Genomic DNA, 17076 nt, shown 5'->3' on the forward strand with positions numbered 1-17076 from the left:
CTCAGACAAACCCCGGAATCTGCGGCAGCATCACAGGTGTCGGCCCGGCCCGGTGTCCCCGCGCCCCCGGGCCGACACGCCAGACCCGCCCGGCCACCCACCCCCTGGGGCGTCCGGGCACCGCGGCCCTCGCACCTCCCCCAATCCCCCGGCGGACGTGCGAGGGCCGCACCCATCCCCGGGGCCGGCAGGGGGAACACCCCGCCCAAAATCAGCGATCATCCGTACAAGGCGCGGGGCCCGACAACCACACAACGAGCGGGAGCCCCACCGCCATGCCACCCTCCAAAGACAAGCAAATAGAAGTCGAAACCCGCCGCACCGAGCTGCTCCGCATCCGCCGCAGGCGCCCCAAGGTGCCCTTCGGCGACCCGGAGATCCTCGCCCTCGGCTACACCTCCGAAGACTCCGCCCGCAAAGACTTCTACCGGATGCTCGAAACCCGCAGGAAAGCCCTCGACATCGAGGTCAGCGCCTACCGCGAGGAACAGAACGAGATCCTCGACCAGCTCCTCGAAACCCACCTGCCGCCCGCCGTCGCAGGCGACATCAAGTCCAGCGAACTGTGCCTGAAACTCCTCGAGCGGCAGGCCAAGCTGAACGGCTGGGAAGAAGCCCTCAAGGCCGAACTGTCCGGCCCCAACGGCGGACCGATGCGCGTCAGCGGCGCCACCCTCGCCGAACTCCGCAACCTCATCCGCGCCGCCGGAGACCCCGACGACGATGACGACACCCTCGAGGACCTCGAGGGCACCGACCCCGACGACGAAGCCGATGACGACGGCGACCACACCTGACGTCCTGGACGGAGCCGACGGCAGCGTCGCCCGGCAGGCGGAGGAATACCTGGCGCTCCGGGCGGAATACCGGCGCCTGAACCGGGCGCAGCGCCGCCGCATCGCCATCAACGCCAGCGACGACGTCCGGCCCGTCCTCGCCCAGATCGAACGGGAGATGGCCCTCGAGCGGTCCCCCGGCGCCATGTCCGCCGTCCTCACCGACGGCCGGGAGAAACAGGCCCCGCACCTCGACCTGATCGACCGGGTGTTTAGGGACATCGCCCGCGGCCGCCCCCGCAAGGTCCTCATCACCATGCCCCCACGGCACGGCAAGAGCCGGCGGGCCGCGCGCTGGGCGCCCCTCTGGTACCTATCGCGGCACCCCGACCACCGGGTGATGATCGCCTCCTACAGCGCCGACCTCGCCGACGACCACGGCCGGTGGATCCGCGACGCCATCAACACCTACGGGGACCAGATCGGGCTCGCCCTGCACGCCGGATCCAAGGCCGCCAACCGCTTCGACCTCGCCGACCAGGACGGCAACCGCCTCGAGGGCGGCCTGGTCACCGCCGGCGTCGGAGGCGGTCTGACCGGCAAGGGCGCGCACCTGGCCATAGTCGACGACCCGATCAAGGACGCCGCCGACGCCGAATCCCCCACCATGCGCAAACGCCTGTGGGACTGGTGGACCTCGGTCCTCAACACCCGTGTCGAACCCGGCGGCAGCATCCTGGTGATCCAGACCCGCTGGCATGAGCAAGACCTTGCCGGGAAGATCCTCGAAGGCGAGGACGCCGACGACTGGATCCGCCTGGACCTGCCCGCCATCTGCGACAGCAAAGACGACGCCCTGGGCCGGGAGATCGGCCGCCCCCTGTGGCCCGTCCGCTACGGCGTCAAAGCCCTCGAGAAGATCCGCCGCGCCGTCGGGGAGCGCGTCTGGTGGTCCCTCTACATGCAAAAGCCGCGCCCGCTCGAGGGCGGCGTGTGGAAGTGGCCGTGGATCACCGACAACCGCATCACCCCCATGGCGTTCCGCGGCGTCGACCTCACCCGCATCGTCGTGGCCGTCGACCAGGCCGGAGGCGAAGGAGACAACCACGACGAAGTCGGCGTCATCGGCGCCGGCCGCACCCACGACGGCCACCTGTACGTCCTCGCCGACCGCTCCGCGAACATGGGTGCCGACACCTGGGGCCACGAAGCGTGCCGCCTCGCCATCGAACTCAAGGCGGACGCGTTCGTGGTGGAGGACAACTTCGGCGGCGACCAGTCCGCGCAGATCCTCCGCCAGGCCTGGGCCGACCTGGAACGCGCCGGGGAGGCCAAGGGCCTGCTGACGCCGCGGATCATCCCGGTGCACGCCAAGCAGGGTAAGAAGCTCCGCGCCGAACCGATCGCCCAGCTCGCATCCCAAGGGATCGTGCACCACGTCGGGGAGTTCCCTCGCCTAGAGGGGCAACTGGTCACCTGGATTCCGGGCATGAACTCCCCGGACCGGATGGACGCCTACGTCCACGCCTGCACCGAGCTCGCCGACCCCATGCGGGAAGGCCTGGGCGCCCAGCACTACAGCGATCAGCGGTTGCGTGGACGACGGTGAGGGGGAACCCGTCACGCCCGGTCCCCGTACCCTGATCACAGGCGCGGGGCCTGAGTTGTGCGGAGGGCGGCAGTGGGCATCGTGTCCGGCCTGAAGCGCGTCACGATCGACGCGTGGTCCTGGCTGAACTACAAACCGATCTTTGCCGACCCTCGCGGCATGCCGCACCGGCGCGCCTTCCCCGAAGCCAAAGCCACCTGGGTCCCCCCGGAGGACGAACGCCGTCTCGCCGCTTACAAGCTGCTGGCCGCCTACGACAACAACCAGGCCGCCGAACTCTCCGAGGTCATGGACGGCCCCGAGGCCCGCGAGAAACGCGAGTTCGGCGACCCGTCCATGTTCGTCGACGCGATCCTCGCGCACGTCCTGGGCCGGGAGCAGCACATCACCGTTCCCGGCGCGGACGCCACCGACGCCACCGGGAAGCCCACCGCCGGGGTGGAGGCCGCGGAGCGGGTGCAGACCCTGCTGCGGGACTGGGCCGAAGCCGAACTCCTCGCCATGCGGGTGCAGCAGACCGAGCGCAAGGCGGTCGCGCTGGGGGACGGCGTGTACCGGCTCGCCTGGGACCCGGCCAAGCAGCGCGCCACCGTGAGGGCCGTCGACCCGGGGTTCTACTTCCCGGTGCTGCCCGAGGATGGCGACGGGGAGTTCCCCGAGCGGGCGCACTTCGCGTGGGAGCTCCCGGAGGACCCACGCCGCGACCTCAAGCCGCGGATCCGGCGCATCACCTACGAGCTCGGTTCGATCGGCCCGGCCACCGCCGCCGGCGTCGACCAGGACGGGCGGGCGGTGCGGGCCGTGCGCACCATGGAAGGCCCCGACGGCAACCTGGTGCCCGTGGTCGGGCAGGGCGACACCGTGGACCCGGACACCGGGACCGTCACCCGCCTGTACGCGTGGAACGACCAGCCGTCGTACGTCACCTGCTACCTCACCGACGCCACCTGGAACCTCGAGGACCTCAAGGGGCAGGTGGACGTCGACTCCCTGCCCCTGGACAAGGCCGTCTTCGCGACCCGCTCCGACGGCGAAGTCCTGGACCACCTCGACCTGCTCATCGACTTCATCCCGGTGGTGCACGTCCCCAACACCGTGCCCCCGGCGGAGGAACACTGGGGGCAGTCCAGCCTGGCCAAGGTGCTGCAAGTCTTCGACGAACTGGCCGGCTCCGACACCGACTCCGCCCGCGCCTCCGCCACCACCGGCCTGCCCATGATCGCCATATCCGGCGTCAACGACCCGCGCGCCCAGATGGACGTCGGCCCCGGCGCCATGTTCAAACTCGGGGAGAACGGCAAACTCACCGCCGTCGACACCTCCCCCGCCCTGCGGGAACTGCGCGAGCACACCCACGACCTCGCCGACCGGGCCGCGAAGGTCGCCCGGCTACCCGCCGTCGCCCTGGGCACCATGAACCCCTCCCAGATGCCGTCCGGGTACGCCCTCCAACTGTCCCTGGGCCCGCTCGACTCCCTCATCGCGTCGATGCGGCTCGCCCGGGACCACAAGTACGCGCTGCTGCTGAAGTTCGTGCAACGGCTGCACCTGGCCGGGCAGCACCCCGACTGGGCCGGCGTCCAGGTCCTCCCGGCGAAGCTCACCTTCGGCCCGTACACGCCCACCGACCGGGCCGCCATCCTCGAACAGGTCGCCCTCGGCGTGGAGAAGGGCGTCCTGTCCAAGGAAACCGGCATCGTCATGCTCATCGAGGCCGGCTTCCCCATCGAGGACGCCGCCGAGGAACTCAAGCGGATCGACTCCCGCGCGTTCATCGACGCCCGCGCCCTCGCCGATGCCCTCGGCAACCCGGACGAGGTCGCCCGCTTCCTCAACCGGCAGGCCCCGGACGAGCCCGAGACGCCGCCGGTGATCCTGCCCCCGGCCGGAGGCGACGAGGACGAGGACGACGCCCCGGACGGGACCGCCGGGGAAGGCGGGGGGAACACCCCATGACGAACTGTGGTGTCCTTGATCTAGGCGCGGGGCCTGACTTGTCCACGGGAGGACTGTCCCTCATGCGTCGCCCCACGCAGCGTCCCGCCGCCCCCGGCTGGGTCCACCCCTACACCGGCCTCGCCGGTCTCGCCGTGTTCTACAACGACGGCGGCGACCCGCCCGCGGACCCGCCGAAGCCCGGACCGCCTCCCACCCCCGCCCCGTCCCCGCAGTTCACCCAGGACGACCTGGACCGGATCGCCGCCAAGGAGAAGGCCCAAGGGCAGCGGGCCGGCGCCCGTCAGGCCCTCGAGGACCTTGCCACCGAACTCGGCTTCACCAACCCGGACGACGTGAAGACGTTCGTGGCCGCCGCCCGCAAGGCGCAGCAGGACGCCCTCACGGAGGAGGAGCGCCGCCGCCAGGAACTCGAGCAGCGCGAGCAGGAGCTGGCCACCCGCGAGGCTGCCGCCACCGCGCGGGAGCGGGCCGCGAACCGGCGGGCCGTCCTGGTCGGGCTCGGCGCCACCGGCGACGACCTCGAGGACGCCGCCGCCCTGCTGCGCGTCGCGGACGACGCCGACGACCAGACCGTCCAGGACGCCGCCGCCGCGCTGAAGGAGCGCCGCCCCGAACTGTTCGGCACGAAGCCCGCCCCGGCGCCCAGCGCGCTGCCGCCCGCGCCCGGCGGGGCCCCCGCCGGCGCGCCCCCGGCCCGCACCACCCCCGGCAAGGACGACGCCAAGACCCGGGCCCGCGAACTGGCCATCAAGATGGGCTACGCCAAGCGGCCCGACGCCGCCTGACCAGCGGCCCGCAGACCGAGGGACCACGCCCTCTCTCCTCCCGTGGACGACACCCGCCAGGTGTCCGCACCCCCGCAGTGCAAGCAGTCCCCATGGGAGGAGATCGGCGTGGACATCCAGCCGACCACCACACAGGCGACCAGCACGGCCGACCGGCCGTGGCTGCTGTCGACCTACGGCACCGAGACCAACAAGACCGTCACCCTGGACGTCAGCAAGTTCACGTCCGGCACCCACTACACGGCCGCCGCGAACGGCGTCCCGAACCGGCTCAAGTCCGGTCTCCCGCTCGCCAAGGTCACCGCGTCCGGCCTGTACGCCCCCTACGCGTCCGGCGCGTCCGACGGCACCGAGGTCCTCGCCGGGCTCCTGGAGACCGAGACCGCGTTCAACACCGGCTCCACCAAGGTCGGCGCCGCCCTGCGCATCGTCGGCGACGTCGCCCGCGCCAAGCTGCCCGTCGCGCTCACCGTCCCCGCGGCCGCGAACCGCTCCGACTCCATCCACTTCTCCTGAGAAAGGGCGTGAACCCAGATGCTTGAGGCCCTGCTCAGGGACATCACCCCGACCGACATCATCGCCTTCGCCCGCGAGGTGCAGACCCCGGCGGACTACGCGCTCACCGCGAACGTCATGCCGGAACGGCAGATCAACGGCGTCAAGTTCAAGACCCGCCGCACCAGCCGCCGCGTCAACGCCGCGAAGTACCGCGCCTACGACGCGCAGACCCCCGTCGCGTCCCGCGAGGTCAAGCGGATCGAGACCGAGGGCATGCTGCCCCCGCTCGGCCAGAAGTACCTCGTCGGTGAGCTGGAGACGATCCTGCTGGCCGCCCGGCGCGGCGCGGACGCGAGCGAGCTGGTGGAGTCCCTCTACGAGGACACCGCCGCGCACAGCCTGTCCATCCGCTCCCGCCTCGAACTTGCCGTCGGCGACCTGCTCACCGACGGCAAGTTCACCCTGTCCGGGGAGAACGGGCTGACCATCGAGTACAACGCGCAGGTCCCCACCGCGAACATGCCCACCGCGGCAACGGCGTGGACCAACCCGGCCGCGGACGCCATCGCGGACGAGATGGCCTGGCTCGAGGTGCTGCGCGCCTCCGGAGCGCCGATGCCGGAGAAGGTCGTCACCTCCTACAAGGCACGCGCCCTCCTCGCCGGGAACGACGCCTACCGGTCCGCCTACTACGGCTCGGTGAACCCGTCGAACACGCCGACCGCGACCCTCGCACCCAACGAGGTCGACACGGTCCGCGCCCGGTACAACCTGCCCCCGATCGAGATCTACGACGTGCAGATCCCGAAGGACGACGGCAGCATGGCCCGCCCGATCCCCGAGGACCGGTGGATCATGGTGCCGCCGAACCGGCAGCAGTGGGGCGAGACCCAGTACGGCATCACCGCCGAATCCATCGCGCTCACCACCGGCGACAACCCCGCCATCGAGCTGGAAGAGGCGCCCGGCATCATCGTCACCCACGGCTGGCAGGACGACCCCGTCCAGGTGTGGACCAAGGGATCCGCCGTGGCCATGCCGGTGCTGTACGTGCCGGACATCCACATCACCGCCAAGGTGTTCTGATGGCGCGGCTCGTGACGGACACCTTCGTGAAGGACCCGCAGACGCGCCTCATGGTGCATCTGCGGGCCGGTGAAGAACCCGCACCCGAGTACGCGGAGCTCGTGACGAACCCCGCCGCGTGGGAAGACGGCAAGCTCCCCACCTCCGCCAAGTCCAAGGCCGACTCGTCCGACAAGGACGACGACGCCGAGGACGCCAAGCCGGCCGCGCGTAAGACCGCGGCCCGCAAGCCGGCTCGGGGCCGGAGCGCCGCTGACGAGGGCGACAGCGGCGACTAGCGGCGTGCGGGCCCGCCCCAGGTGGGGGCGCCAACCGGCGGGCCCGCACCCGCACACCCTTCCCACCCCACACCACGCCCCAGGAGGCCAGCAGTGGACACCGCCGTACGGTCCTGGCTCCTCGCCGAACTCGGCACCGCAACCGACCTGGTAGACCTTGAGGCCCGCTACACCCGCCTCGGCTCGGCACGCGCCGTCGCTCTCGAGATCCTCCGTGAACGCCTCGCCGCGCTGCGTGCCCAGCCGTCCACCGTCAACGTGTCCGGTGTCGTGGCGGTCGGCTTCGCGGAGAACATCAAGGCGTACGAGCGGCAGATCGCCGCTCTCGAGAACGGGGAGCCGCCCGCCCCCGACGACCCGACCGACGGCAGCACCGGCAGCGGTCTCGGCATGCTGCGCCTGGTCGAACGGCCACGCCGATGACCACCCCGGTCCGGCGCCGCGGCCGCACCCTGCGCCAGCGTCTCCTCGGCTACATCACCAGCGCCGTCAACCGGCTCCGGCAGGCGTGGGCGATCCTCACCGGCGCCCAGAACCGGCTCCTGGCCGCCCTCGCCCGCATCCGGCCCGGCCGCAGTGCTGGCAGCGGCCAACGCCTGCGCGCCGCGGTCGCCGACTTCAACACGTCCCTCGCGGCGTTCAATCGGGCGGCGATGGCGATGGCGGAACGCTGGGCCGCCACGGACCTGCCGGTCATCTACCGCGAGGGCGCCTGGACACTCCTCGACAACGCGCTGCGCCCCACCACCCGTTTCTCCTGGACCGCCCGGCACCAGGCCGCCGTCACCGGCCTGTCCGCCCAGTACTACGCCGACCTCACCAGCCGCATCCAGGAGACCCTCCGCCGCGCCCGCGCGTTCCTCCGTGCCGCACAGGACGAAGCCCGCGACCCGGTCTCCGCTCGCATCGACACGGCTCGGCTGCGCGCCGACCACTCCCTCGACACCGTCGTCTACGCCAACAACTCGAAGCATTCGGTGGAGGCGTGGGCGAGTGCTGCGGTCACCTGGCAGGCCGTCACCACCGCCAACACGGCGGCCGCCCGCACCGCGCTGGACGAGCTCGGCACCGAGTGGGTGGAGGTCCGTGACGGAAAAGGCTGCGGGTGGCGTGACCATCAGGACCCGGACAAGGCCGACCGCACGCTGCGCACCGTTCAGGACGCCCTTGCTCACCCGACCAGTCACGCCCACTGCGTCCGCGAGTTGCTGCCCCGCCTCGACCTCATCGGCCGAACCGACATCCGCACAGGAGCCCTCCTATGACCGCGTCCCGATTCCGTAAGAAGCCCGTAGAGATCCAGGCCATGCACCTGTCCGAGCCGAACACGCCGGACTCCGTGGCCTCCTGGTGCGGCGGTCGAGTGGTCGGCGACGGCGTCACCGGTCATCGGTACTCCATCGAGATCGACACTCTCGAAGGGACCATGCGAGCCGATTTCGGCGACTGGGTGATCAGGGGTGTGGTCGGAGAGTTTTACCCATGCAAGCCGGACATCTTCGAGGCAACTTATGAGCCCGTCGATGAATGAGCAGCCCGCCGAGCCGCAGGCCCACGGCGTCCGCATCACCGCCCAGCCCGGCCACGCCACCATCACCATCGGCGGCACCCCCCTCCCGTTGAACATCGTCACCGGGTACGCCGTCCAGCACGACATCGCGGGCGGGCTCCCCCTCGTCGTCCTCCACACCCGGCAACCGGACGGCGTCGCCTTCGAGGGCCTCGCCCGCGTCGCGGTTGGCGTCAGCCAGACGCCCGGCGAGCTGGTGGCCGCTTTCCTCGCCGAGGTCGACCCGGAGATCCTGGACCAGCAGGCGCTGAACCGGGCCGACTACGGCGGCGGACCCGGCGCCACCGCACGCGCCATGCTCCAAACCCTCACCGAGTGGGCCAAGGGCGGTGGACGCTGATGGCCGGCCTCGACCTCTCCTCCGTCGCCACCCTCGTGGAGGGCTTGGTCCTCCTCGACACCGTGCGGTTCGCCACCCCTGCCGGGGGGCCGCCCGTCTTCGACCCGGGCACCGGCCAGTACACCGCGCCCGAGGGGGTCATCATCTACGAGGGACCCGGCGCCGTGCAGGTCGCCGGCACGGTAGGCGGCGTCACGTCGTTGCCCGTACCGAACCTGCCCTGGTCCGACGAGACACGGTCCAAGTACAAGGCGCTGACACCGCTCGCGGCGCCGATCGCCGAACGGGACACCATCGTCACCGTCGTGACCGTGCACGAGGGGGGTGACGTGTCGCTGATCGGCCGGCAGTGGCGCGCCCAGGACCCATCCACCGGCGGCACGCTCGGTGTGGTCCGGGTGACGACGCTGGACCAGATCCAGCAGACCCGAGAGACCGGGTGAGCGGCATGGACCTCGAGGACCTGGGGCCCCGCCTGGAGCGGGCAGCGGACCGGGTGGGCCCGGAGGTGAACCGGACGGTGCAGCAGCAGGCCCGCCTCGCCAAAGCAATGATCCGGTTCAACGCGTCCGGCAGGCCGGGCCCGAACATCATCACGGGGCAGTACTTCGACTCGTGGCGCACCGAGCCGTTCCCCGTGCCTGACGGCGGAGGAGCGACGGTCGGCACCGACCGCCCGCAGGGCCGTCGCCTGGAGTTCGGGTTCTGGGACATGACGGACAGCATCGGACGGCACTTCTTCCAGCCGCCGTACCCGCACGTGGAACCCGCCGTGAGCGAGCTGTCGGCGGAGTACGCGGACGCGTTCAAGGACGCCCTGGACCGAATCTTCGGGGGCGCGTGATGATTGAGAGACGGCCCGTCACCCTGGGCCTGCAAACCCTCCTCGCCACCCTTACCGGGCGCCCCGTCGGCCTGCGCAGCGTCCCCCTGGACAATGCAGGCCGTCCGGTCGCGCCGCCGTACACGCTCCTGTACCCCCTCGACCGCAGCGACGACACCCGCACCCTCGCCGACAACCAACGGGCCGCTGTCCTGACCTACCAGGCCACGTTCGTCTCCGGCCCCACTCCCGGGGACCCCAACTCGCGTGGCGGGGACGAACAGGCGCAGTGGCTCACGGACCGCGCCTGGAAGGTCGTCGAACGGCCCGCCAACGGATCCCCTGGCTACGCGCACCCCATGAACGTCGGGCCCGGCGTCAACTGCTGGAAACGGGAGGCAACCGAGGCGGGGGGAACGTCCGACGCAGGAGATGGAATCATCACCAGTGTGATCCGATTCCGGCTCTTCCTCGAGGAGCAGCCGGCCGCCTGACCTTCCGGGGCCGGGCATCACCGCACCGCGGCGGGACCCCACGCGGACGCCACCACCTGCTGGTGGCCGCCACACCAGACACGTGTAGCAGGGGCCCCAAATCTCGGCCCCTATCCGCGAGGGGCCATCATGAGGTTCAACCGCAAGGGCACCAGCAAAATCCAATTCCTTCCGACGATCGCCGACGAGTCGCTGATCCCGACCACCGCCGAGATCACCGCCGGTACGGACTACACCGAGCAGATCAACGCCATCGAAGGCTGGTCCCTCGAGAACCAGCCCATCGAGACACCGGACATGGCGTCCACGTTCGTGTCGAAGATCGGCGGCGACGACTCCGCGGCCGACTCCTCCCTGACCTTCTACGAGGACTCGACGCTCGACGACATCGAGACCGACCTCGCCAAGGGCACGTCCGGCTACGTCGTCATCTTCTCCAAGGGCAACGCACCCGACGCCAAGGGCATGGACGTCTACCCCGTCACCGTCGTCTCCAACAGCAAGGCGTACACGGCGGACAACGAAGCCGCGAAAATCACCGTCCAGTTCACGATCACCGCACGGCCCCTCTTCAACGGGACCGTCCCCACCGCCCCGTAACCCTGGCCGGCTGACACACCCCTCCAAGCCCCCGGCCGGGCCCCGGTGTATCTGGGAAGGGCGCCGCGTGCGCCCGGCCGGGCCTTCCCAAAGGACCCGACATGAGCAGCAGCACCCCCGACTGGGGAACCCTGCGGAAGCGCCTCGACAACATCAAGTTGCCGGTGGCGGCCTTCACCATCTGCGAAGACCCCGACCTTCGACAGGACCTCGCCCGCGCCAAGGCCAACCACCAGAAGGCCACCGACCGGCTCGCCGCCGGCGACGACACCGAATCCGATGTGAAGGCCTTCCTTCAGAAGACGGTCGACACCGCCAAGGCGGACCTGGCAGCCGCACAGAAGGCGTTCGACAAGGCGTCCGTCACCCTGCGCTTCACCGCCCTGGAACGGAAGGCCCTCGAGGCGCTCCAGAAAGAACACCCGCCGGCCGAGGCAGACGAAGCCAACGGCGAAGACTTCGCGATGGAGACCTTCGCGCCCGCCCTCATCTCCGCCGCATCCCTGGACGGCATGCCCCTCGAGGACGCCCAGCACTTCCTCAACACGTGGTCGACGGCGGACGCGACGTCCCTGTGGCGGGCCGCCTGGGGAATCCAGCACCAGCAGCGGACCGACCTGGGAAAAGGCTGATCGATGATGCCGACTTCCGCGCACAGATGGAGCTCTGCCACAAGTGGGGCATCCCCCATTCGCAGTTCCGCGGGCACGGAGACGGCACCTGGTCGGACCTCGACCGCCGCAAGGCCCTCGCCTACGCCCACTACCTGCGCTCCGTATGCCCGACCTGCGGGACCCGGCCCGAGGAGTGGGACGAGCACCTGGGCGGTGACGAGGACGCCTACCGGGCCACCACCCACCGCTGCACCGGCTGCCAACTCATCCAGGACCGACAGAAAACCGTGCCCGACGGCGACGAGGGGCACGGCGTGAAAGTCGCATTGATCCCCACCAGCGTCGCCGCAGCCCTCGAACTCCACAGCCAGCACCACTAGCCCAGGAAGGAGCCCACCGTGTCCGAGTGGAATCTGTCGGTACGCCTCACCGGGCAGGGCTCCGACCTCGCACGCACCCTCCGCAGCCTTTCCCACGACGCCAACAACGCCTCCCGCAACGTCCAAGCCCTCCGCCGGAACCTCCAACAGCTCCGCCGCGAGACGCGAAACCCCATCCGTGTCCGCCTCGACGTGGACGCCGCACACCTCCGCAGTGCCGGCGCAGGGCAGGGCCTGGCCGTGAACCTGCGCCTCGGCAACGCCATGCAGCTACGGCGCGAGGTGGAAGATGCGGTGCGTTGGGCGACGTGGGGGCACCGCATCGAAATCCCCATCGGCCTCGCCGACCCGATGCAGCTGCGCCGGGACGTCACGGCCGCCGTGCGGTGGGCGCAGGACAACCAGCGGATCCGCCTGCGGGTCGACGCGGACACCAGCGCTCTGCGCGGCCTGGGCGGCACCCTCGGCGGCGGCTCGGGCTCCAGCAGCGGCGGCCTCGACATCGGTCTCGCCGGACTGCTACCCATCGCCACCGCCGCGATCCCTCTGATTGCCGGGCTGTCCACCAGCCTTGGGCCGCTCGCCGCCGGGTTCACGGCCAGCGGTACAGCAGCGACTGCGTTCGGGATCGCCCTTGCCGGACAGATCGGTCCGCTCACCGAGGTCGCGGACGCGCAGACGAAGTACGAGGAAGCAGTCCGGGAACACGGCCGGTCATCCGGGGAGGCGACGGAAGCACAGATCAAATACCAGCAGATCCTCGCCGAACTGCCGCCGGAAGCGCAGCAGGCCGCCATGGCGATATCGCGGCTGAAGACGAACTTCGGCGACTGGTCGGATGAGATGTCCGGCTTCACCATGGCCCCGCTCACCAAGGGCATCACCGTCCTCGACCAACTCATCCCGCGCCTGACTCCGCATGTGAAGTCGGCGTCCACCCAGCTGGACCGGCTGGTCACCGTCGCCGGCGGCGCCATCAACACGCCCGGCTTCGACGCGATGACCGCGAAGTTCGCCGACTTCACAGACCGGCAGCTGGACGAGATGACCGACGGCGTCATCCACTTCCTGCGTGTCCTGTCCGAGGGCGGTGCCTTCCAGGACGGGCCGATCGCCGAGTTCATGGCCTACGCCCGCGCGAACGGGCCTGCCGCCCGCGAAGCGCTGTCCGCTATCTCTGCGGCTGTAGTGACGCTGCTGCGGGCCGCGGCGGAGGCCGGGCCGACCATGCTCACCCTGGTCACCGCGTTCGCGAACCTGGTGGCGGCGCTACCCCCCGAACTGGTCGGCATCATCCTCCAGGTCGCCACCGCCCTGAAACTCCTCCAGCTCACGGGGGCGGGCATGGCCGTGCTCGCCGCCGGGCTGGGCCGGGTCCGTACCGCGGTGGCCGCCCTCGGCACCACGGCCGCCACCGCAGGCGGCGGCATCGCCGGACTGAGGGCCGCGTTCCTGTCCCTCGGGCTCGCTGCGCGGGCATCCATCGTCATTGCCGGGATCGCCGCCGTCGTCGTCATCTTCAAGGAACTCTCGGAGATCGGGAAGCAGGCCCCGCCAGACGTCGACAAACTCACCACCTCCCTCGGAAAGCTCGGGCAGACCGGCAAGGTCGCCGGCGAGGCATCGAGGGCGTTCGGCAAGGACCTGGGCGGCCTCGCCGACAGCCTGCGCACCCTCTCCAGGCCCTCCAATCTGGACAAGACGCAACAGTTCCTGACCAGCCTGGTCGGCATGGACTCCACCCCGGTCAAGGAAGCCAAGGAGGACCTGGACGCCGTCGACAAGTCCCTCTCCAACCTGGTGAAGGCCGGCAAGGGCGACATCGCCGCGGCAGCGTTCGAGCGGATCGCGGCCGCGATGCGCAAGCAGGGCATGTCCGGCAAGGAGCTCCGGGAGCAGCTGGACGACTACAAGTCCGCCCTCGCCGACCAGGCCTTCGAAGCCGAGCTGGCCGCCCAGTCGATGGGCATGTTCGGACAGGCGGCGCAGGAGACGTCGGCGAAGCTCGCAGACCAGAAGGCCAGCGCGGACGGTCTCCGCCAGTCGATCATTGCCCTGAACGACGTCAACCGGGCCGCCGGCTCCGCGATGTCCGCGTTCGAGCAGTCCATCGACGACACCACTAAAGCGATCAAGGAGCATGCCGGGGCGCTGAAGATGCGCGACGGGGAACTCGACCTCGGCTCCCAGAAGGCCCGCGATGCCGAAGCCGTCCTCTCCGACCTCGCCGCGAACACGGATGCCGCCGCGGCCGCTGCCCGGGAGCAGGGCAAGAGTTGGGAGTACGTCAGCGGCATCCAGGAGCGCGGCCGGGCTGCGTTCATCGACGCCGCCGACGCCATGGGCCTGTCCAAGGCGCAGGCGGAGGCGCTCGCCGACTCCTACCTGGCGATCCCTGACGAGAAGTCCACGCGGATCGACATGCGCACCGAGGACGCCATCGCCGGCCTGGACGCGGTCATCGCCGCGATCGAGGAAACCCCGGACAAGAAGTCCGTCACGGTGGACGCCCTCACCACCCAAGCCGTCACCATGCTGGAAAGCCTCGGCTTCAAGGTGACCGAGCTGAAGGACGGCCGTTTCAAGGTCATCGCCGAGACCGGGACCGCCGGCAGCGCCCTGGATGAGCTGAAGGGTCGACGCGACGGACTTCAGGACAAGACGATCACGATCGACGCGGCGACCGTGGGCGCGATCACGGACCTGGAGAAGATCAAGGCGAAGGTCGCCTCCACCAACGGCAAGACCATCACGATGAAGGCGCCGACCGCTGAAGCGCGCCGCCAGCTCGAGCTTCTCGGCTTCAAGATCCGGGACACCAAGGGGAAGAACGTCACCATCACCGTGCCGACCGGCTCGCAGCGCGCCAACGTCAGCGCCCTCGCCTCCGCCATCGCTGGGCTGCGGAACAAGAGCGTCACGGTCACCACCACCTTCTACGAGCGGCACATCGTCTCCAGCACCGGTGAGGCCCGCTCCCGCACCAAACTGCGACCCGGGTCGTACGCCGACGGTGCGGTGGTCGACTACTACGCCGATGGTGGCTTCAGCCCCCGAGTCCGAGCGTTCGCGAACGGCGCGGAGAACCACATCGCGCAGATCGCCCGCCCCGGAGCGTGGCGGATGTGGGCCGAACCGGAGACCGGCGGCGAGGCGTACATCCCGCTCGCCCTGTCCAAGCGGGAACGCTCCCGCGCCATCGCCGAGGAGACCATCCGCCGCCTCGGCGGCGACCCGGACACGGTCCAGTGGAACGCCAACGGATCCATCACCGACTGGCGCTACGACCCCGCCTCCGGGTCCCTGTACTCGCCGTCCGACGCCGGGTCGGCGGGCCGGAAGACGAAGAACGTGAAGGGCAAGGAAGTCTCCTACTTCGACCTTGGGGCGGTGGAGCGGAAGCTGGTGTCCGCGGGGCGCGCCACGGCCGCATGGAACCGCAACCTGGAGAAAGTCGCCGAACTCGCCGGCGGGGACGTCGCCCAGGCCCTCGCGTCGATGGGTAAGGAAGGCGAGGGCCTGGCCAGGAAGATGGCCACCGGGTCGAAGAAGTACATCGCGCAGATGAGCATCGCGCTGCGCGACCTTCAGAAGACGGCGCGGGCCACCCTCGGCGACTACAGCGTCCAGTTGAACCACGCCATGGGGAACCAGGACCTGTTCGTGAAGAACCTGTCCAAGCTGTCCGCGCAGGGGTACGGCGACCTTGCCGGGCAGCTCGCCGCGCAGAACGACCAGGCGGCCCGTGAATTGGCCGCGGCGGCGGTGAGCGACAAGAAGAAGGCAGGCAAGGCCAACACTGCGGCGAAGCGCGCAAACAACGCCCTGACCGGCGAGCAGGTGCGGGACCTGGTGCAGATCATCGCCGCGATCAGGAAGCCAACCACCGGCATCCACGACGTGGCAGCCGCTACCGGTCTGGGTGAGGACGTCATCATCGAGATCGCGACCAAGGCTCAGGGGCAGATCCAGACCGCCCTCGGCTCCCGGTCGGGCCGTTTCATTGCCGACCTGCGGAAGGCGAACGCGCACCAGGCGTATGCGGACGGCGGTATCCGCGCCGGCATGTACGCCACCCGCGACGGGATCATCCGCTTCGCGGAACCGGAGACCGGCGGGGAGGCGTACCTGCCGCTGTCCCCGTCCAAGCGCCGCACCGCGCTGCCCGTCCTCCACGACGTCGCCACCCGCTTCGGGCTGGGCCTGACCGACGCGCGTGCCACCCAGCCGGTCGTCATCGTCCACGAGTCCAGCCCCACCACCGTCCAGGTCACCGCCGTGCGTACCGGGGCGTCCGCATCCGACATCGGAGCCCAGGTCGGCCGCAGTGTCCGCCGCGCGCGTAGGGGAGGGGTGGCCGCCCGTGCCGCTTGATCTGATCGACTGGCAGTACGACCTGGGTGGTGTCCTCATCGGCACCGGCACCACGGTGGACGTCATCGAGACGACCGGCCTGGGCCGCCCCCCGGTACGGGAGTCCGATGTCGACCAGCCGTCCATGGACGGCCAGTTCGCCGGCCCCGACCACTGGGCAGGTCGGCAGGTCCAGATCGATGCCGCCATCCGCACCCCCGGCAGCCCGGCCGCCTGCCACGACATGGTCGCCGCGCTTCAGGCCGTCACCGACCCGGCCGACGTCCGGCTGGTGGGCGGGCAGGGCATGGTGCTGCGCATCAAGCGGCCCGGACGGCCGGTGAAAAGACTCACCGTGCGCGCCCGGAGGGTGGATCCCGAGTACGGGCAGGTCATTCACGGCTACGTGCCCCTGGACCTCGAGTTTTTGGCCCACGACCCGACCTTCTACGCCGACGAGGAATCCACCACCGAACTCCCGTTGGGCTGGCTGGCAGGTGGCGGATTCGCTGCGCCGGTGGTCGCGCCGGTCTATGTGCAGGACGGGACGGTGGCCGCGGACCGGCCCGGCTGGGTCACCAACGCCGGCAGCGCGGACGCCTGGCCCATCCTGCGCGTGATGGGGCCGTGCGCGAATGTGACCATCACCCACGTCGCCTCCGGACGCGCCCTGGCCCTGCCCACGCTGAACCTGGCGGCTGGCCGCTGGGTGGAGATCGACACCCGCCCGGGTTATCGCACCGTCACCTGGGACAACGGCGGCAACGCCTCCACCTACCTGTCCCCGAGCAGCCGCATCGACCTGTTCTCCATCCCCCCGGGGACGTCGGAGATGCGGTGGACCGCCTTCGACAACACGAACTCCGGCCGCCTCCGCGTCACCTGGCGCGACGCCTACATAGCCCTCTAGG

The 17076-nt window shown here is 70.4% G+C and carries 19 protein-coding genes; all 19 read left to right on the forward strand.

Translation table 11 applies throughout. The annotated features are described in order from the left end of the window. Nucleotides 1–275 precede the first annotated feature (275 nt). The 19 genes from TU30_RS26580 to TU30_RS26670 all read left to right on the forward strand — a co-directional run bounded on the left by TU30_RS26580 (nt 276) and on the right by TU30_RS26670 (nt 17075). Nucleotides 276–797, forward strand: coding sequence for a hypothetical protein (locus tag TU30_RS26580; protein ID WP_042174533.1), 522 nt, complete (start codon nt 276–278; stop codon nt 795–797). Beyond that, the gene (locus TU30_RS26585; RefSeq protein WP_078878537.1) at nt 775–2385 is read left to right on the forward strand and encodes a terminase large subunit domain-containing protein; all 1611 of its coding nucleotides are present in this window, start codon (nt 775–777) and stop codon (nt 2383–2385) included. Before TU30_RS26580 ends, TU30_RS26585 begins: the two co-directional genes overlap by 23 nt. Nucleotides 2386–2457: 72 nt before the next feature. After that, complete coding sequence (locus TU30_RS26590; protein WP_042174535.1) at nt 2458–4341, forward strand: hypothetical protein; 1884 nt, start codon at nt 2458–2460, stop codon at nt 4339–4341. Between the two features lie 62 nt (nt 4342–4403). After that, nucleotides 4404–5129: a DUF4355 domain-containing protein gene (locus TU30_RS26595; RefSeq protein ID WP_042174538.1), complete on the forward strand. Its 726-nt coding sequence runs from the start codon at nt 4404–4406 to the stop codon at nt 5127–5129. A gap of 42 nt (nt 5130–5171) precedes the next feature. Beyond that, complete coding sequence (locus tag TU30_RS26600; protein WP_052479920.1) at nt 5172–5645, forward strand: head decoration protein; 474 nt, start codon at nt 5172–5174, stop codon at nt 5643–5645. 18 nt (nt 5646–5663) lie between these two features. Next, a complete protein-coding gene (locus tag TU30_RS26605; RefSeq protein ID WP_042174539.1) occupies nt 5664–6713 on the forward strand; it encodes a major capsid protein in 1050 nt (349 codons plus the stop codon). After that, nucleotides 6713–6991 (forward strand): hypothetical protein, encoded by a 279-nt coding sequence (locus TU30_RS36175; protein ID WP_042174541.1) that lies wholly within the window; start codon nt 6713–6715, stop codon nt 6989–6991. The genes TU30_RS26605 and TU30_RS36175 overlap by 1 nt, the downstream gene beginning before the upstream one ends. 93 nt (nt 6992–7084) lie before the next feature. After that, complete coding sequence (locus TU30_RS26615) at nt 7085–7414, forward strand: hypothetical protein (protein ID WP_042174543.1); 330 nt, start codon at nt 7085–7087, stop codon at nt 7412–7414. Beyond that, nucleotides 7411–8256: a hypothetical protein gene (locus TU30_RS33040; RefSeq protein WP_052479921.1), complete on the forward strand. Its 846-nt coding sequence runs from the start codon at nt 7411–7413 to the stop codon at nt 8254–8256. Before TU30_RS26615 ends, TU30_RS33040 begins: the two co-directional genes overlap by 4 nt. Next, on the forward strand, nt 8253–8522 hold the full coding sequence (locus TU30_RS26625; protein WP_042174545.1) for a hypothetical protein: 270 nt from the start codon (nt 8253–8255) through the stop codon (nt 8520–8522). Before TU30_RS33040 ends, TU30_RS26625 begins: the two co-directional genes overlap by 4 nt. Next, nucleotides 8515–8901 (forward strand): hypothetical protein, encoded by a 387-nt coding sequence (locus tag TU30_RS26630; RefSeq protein ID WP_042174548.1) that lies wholly within the window; start codon nt 8515–8517, stop codon nt 8899–8901. Before TU30_RS26625 ends, TU30_RS26630 begins: the two co-directional genes overlap by 8 nt. Next, nucleotides 8877–9344 carry a DUF6093 family protein gene (locus TU30_RS26635; protein WP_158719368.1) on the forward strand — a complete coding sequence of 156 codons (468 nt, stop codon included), beginning with the start codon at nt 8877–8879 and terminating at the stop codon, nt 9342–9344. Before TU30_RS26630 ends, TU30_RS26635 begins: the two co-directional genes overlap by 25 nt. A gap of 5 nt (nt 9345–9349) precedes the next feature. Then, entirely contained in the window at nt 9350–9745 is a 396-nt protein-coding gene (locus TU30_RS26640) for a hypothetical protein (protein WP_158719369.1), read from the forward strand. Continuing rightward, nucleotides 9745–10218 carry a hypothetical protein gene (locus TU30_RS26645; RefSeq protein ID WP_042174554.1) on the forward strand — a complete coding sequence of 158 codons (474 nt, stop codon included), beginning with the start codon at nt 9745–9747 and terminating at the stop codon, nt 10216–10218. The genes TU30_RS26640 and TU30_RS26645 overlap by 1 nt, the downstream gene beginning before the upstream one ends. A gap of 129 nt (nt 10219–10347) precedes the next feature. Next, nucleotides 10348–10818, forward strand: coding sequence for a hypothetical protein (locus tag TU30_RS26650; protein ID WP_042174556.1), 471 nt, complete (start codon nt 10348–10350; stop codon nt 10816–10818). Between the two features lie 101 nt (nt 10819–10919). Then, nucleotides 10920–11450 carry a hypothetical protein gene (locus tag TU30_RS26655; RefSeq protein ID WP_042174558.1) on the forward strand — a complete coding sequence of 177 codons (531 nt, stop codon included), beginning with the start codon at nt 10920–10922 and terminating at the stop codon, nt 11448–11450. A 26-nt stretch (nt 11451–11476) separates the two neighbouring features. Then, nucleotides 11477–11812 (forward strand): hypothetical protein, encoded by a 336-nt coding sequence (locus tag TU30_RS26660; protein ID WP_052479922.1) that lies wholly within the window; start codon nt 11477–11479, stop codon nt 11810–11812. An 18-nt stretch (nt 11813–11830) separates the two neighbouring features. Continuing rightward, nucleotides 11831–16186, forward strand: coding sequence for a hypothetical protein (locus TU30_RS33045; protein ID WP_052479923.1), 4356 nt, complete (start codon nt 11831–11833; stop codon nt 16184–16186). After that, nucleotides 16176–17075, forward strand: coding sequence for a phage tail domain-containing protein (locus tag TU30_RS26670; RefSeq protein ID WP_158719370.1), 900 nt, complete (start codon nt 16176–16178; stop codon nt 17073–17075). Before TU30_RS33045 ends, TU30_RS26670 begins: the two co-directional genes overlap by 11 nt. Nucleotide 17076 lies beyond the last annotated feature (1 nt).

It is taken from the genome of Streptomyces sp. NBRC 110035, from assembly GCF_000829695.1.
Classification (GTDB): Bacteria; Actinomycetota; Actinomycetes; order Streptomycetales; family Streptomycetaceae; genus Streptomyces.

Excerpts from the sequence above, each read along its gene's own strand:
- TU30_RS36175 (WP_042174541.1), top strand. The coding sequence starts at position 6,713 with ATGGCGCGGCTCGTGACGGACACCTTCGTGAAGGACCCGCAGACGCGC.
- TU30_RS26655 (WP_042174558.1), top strand. The coding sequence starts at position 10,920 with ATGAGCAGCAGCACCCCCGACTGGGGAACCCTGCGGAAGCGCCTCGAC.
- TU30_RS33040 (WP_052479921.1), top strand. The coding sequence starts at position 7,411 with ATGACCACCCCGGTCCGGCGCCGCGGCCGCACCCTGCGCCAGCGTCTC.
- TU30_RS26595 (WP_042174538.1), top strand. The coding sequence starts at position 4,404 with ATGCGTCGCCCCACGCAGCGTCCCGCCGCCCCCGGCTGGGTCCACCCC.
- TU30_RS26645 (WP_042174554.1), top strand. The coding sequence starts at position 9,745 with ATGATTGAGAGACGGCCCGTCACCCTGGGCCTGCAAACCCTCCTCGCC.
- TU30_RS26640 (WP_158719369.1), top strand. The coding sequence starts at position 9,350 with ATGGACCTCGAGGACCTGGGGCCCCGCCTGGAGCGGGCAGCGGACCGG.
- TU30_RS26580 (WP_042174533.1), top strand. The coding sequence starts at position 276 with ATGCCACCCTCCAAAGACAAGCAAATAGAAGTCGAAACCCGCCGCACC.
- TU30_RS26625 (WP_042174545.1), top strand. The coding sequence starts at position 8,253 with ATGACCGCGTCCCGATTCCGTAAGAAGCCCGTAGAGATCCAGGCCATG.
- TU30_RS26605 (WP_042174539.1), top strand. The coding sequence starts at position 5,664 with ATGCTTGAGGCCCTGCTCAGGGACATCACCCCGACCGACATCATCGCC.
- TU30_RS26585 (WP_078878537.1), top strand. The coding sequence starts at position 775 with ATGACGACGGCGACCACACCTGACGTCCTGGACGGAGCCGACGGCAGC.
- TU30_RS26660 (WP_052479922.1), top strand. The coding sequence starts at position 11,477 with ATGGAGCTCTGCCACAAGTGGGGCATCCCCCATTCGCAGTTCCGCGGG.
- TU30_RS26650 (WP_042174556.1), top strand. The coding sequence starts at position 10,348 with ATGAGGTTCAACCGCAAGGGCACCAGCAAAATCCAATTCCTTCCGACG.
- TU30_RS26630 (WP_042174548.1), top strand. The coding sequence starts at position 8,515 with ATGAATGAGCAGCCCGCCGAGCCGCAGGCCCACGGCGTCCGCATCACC.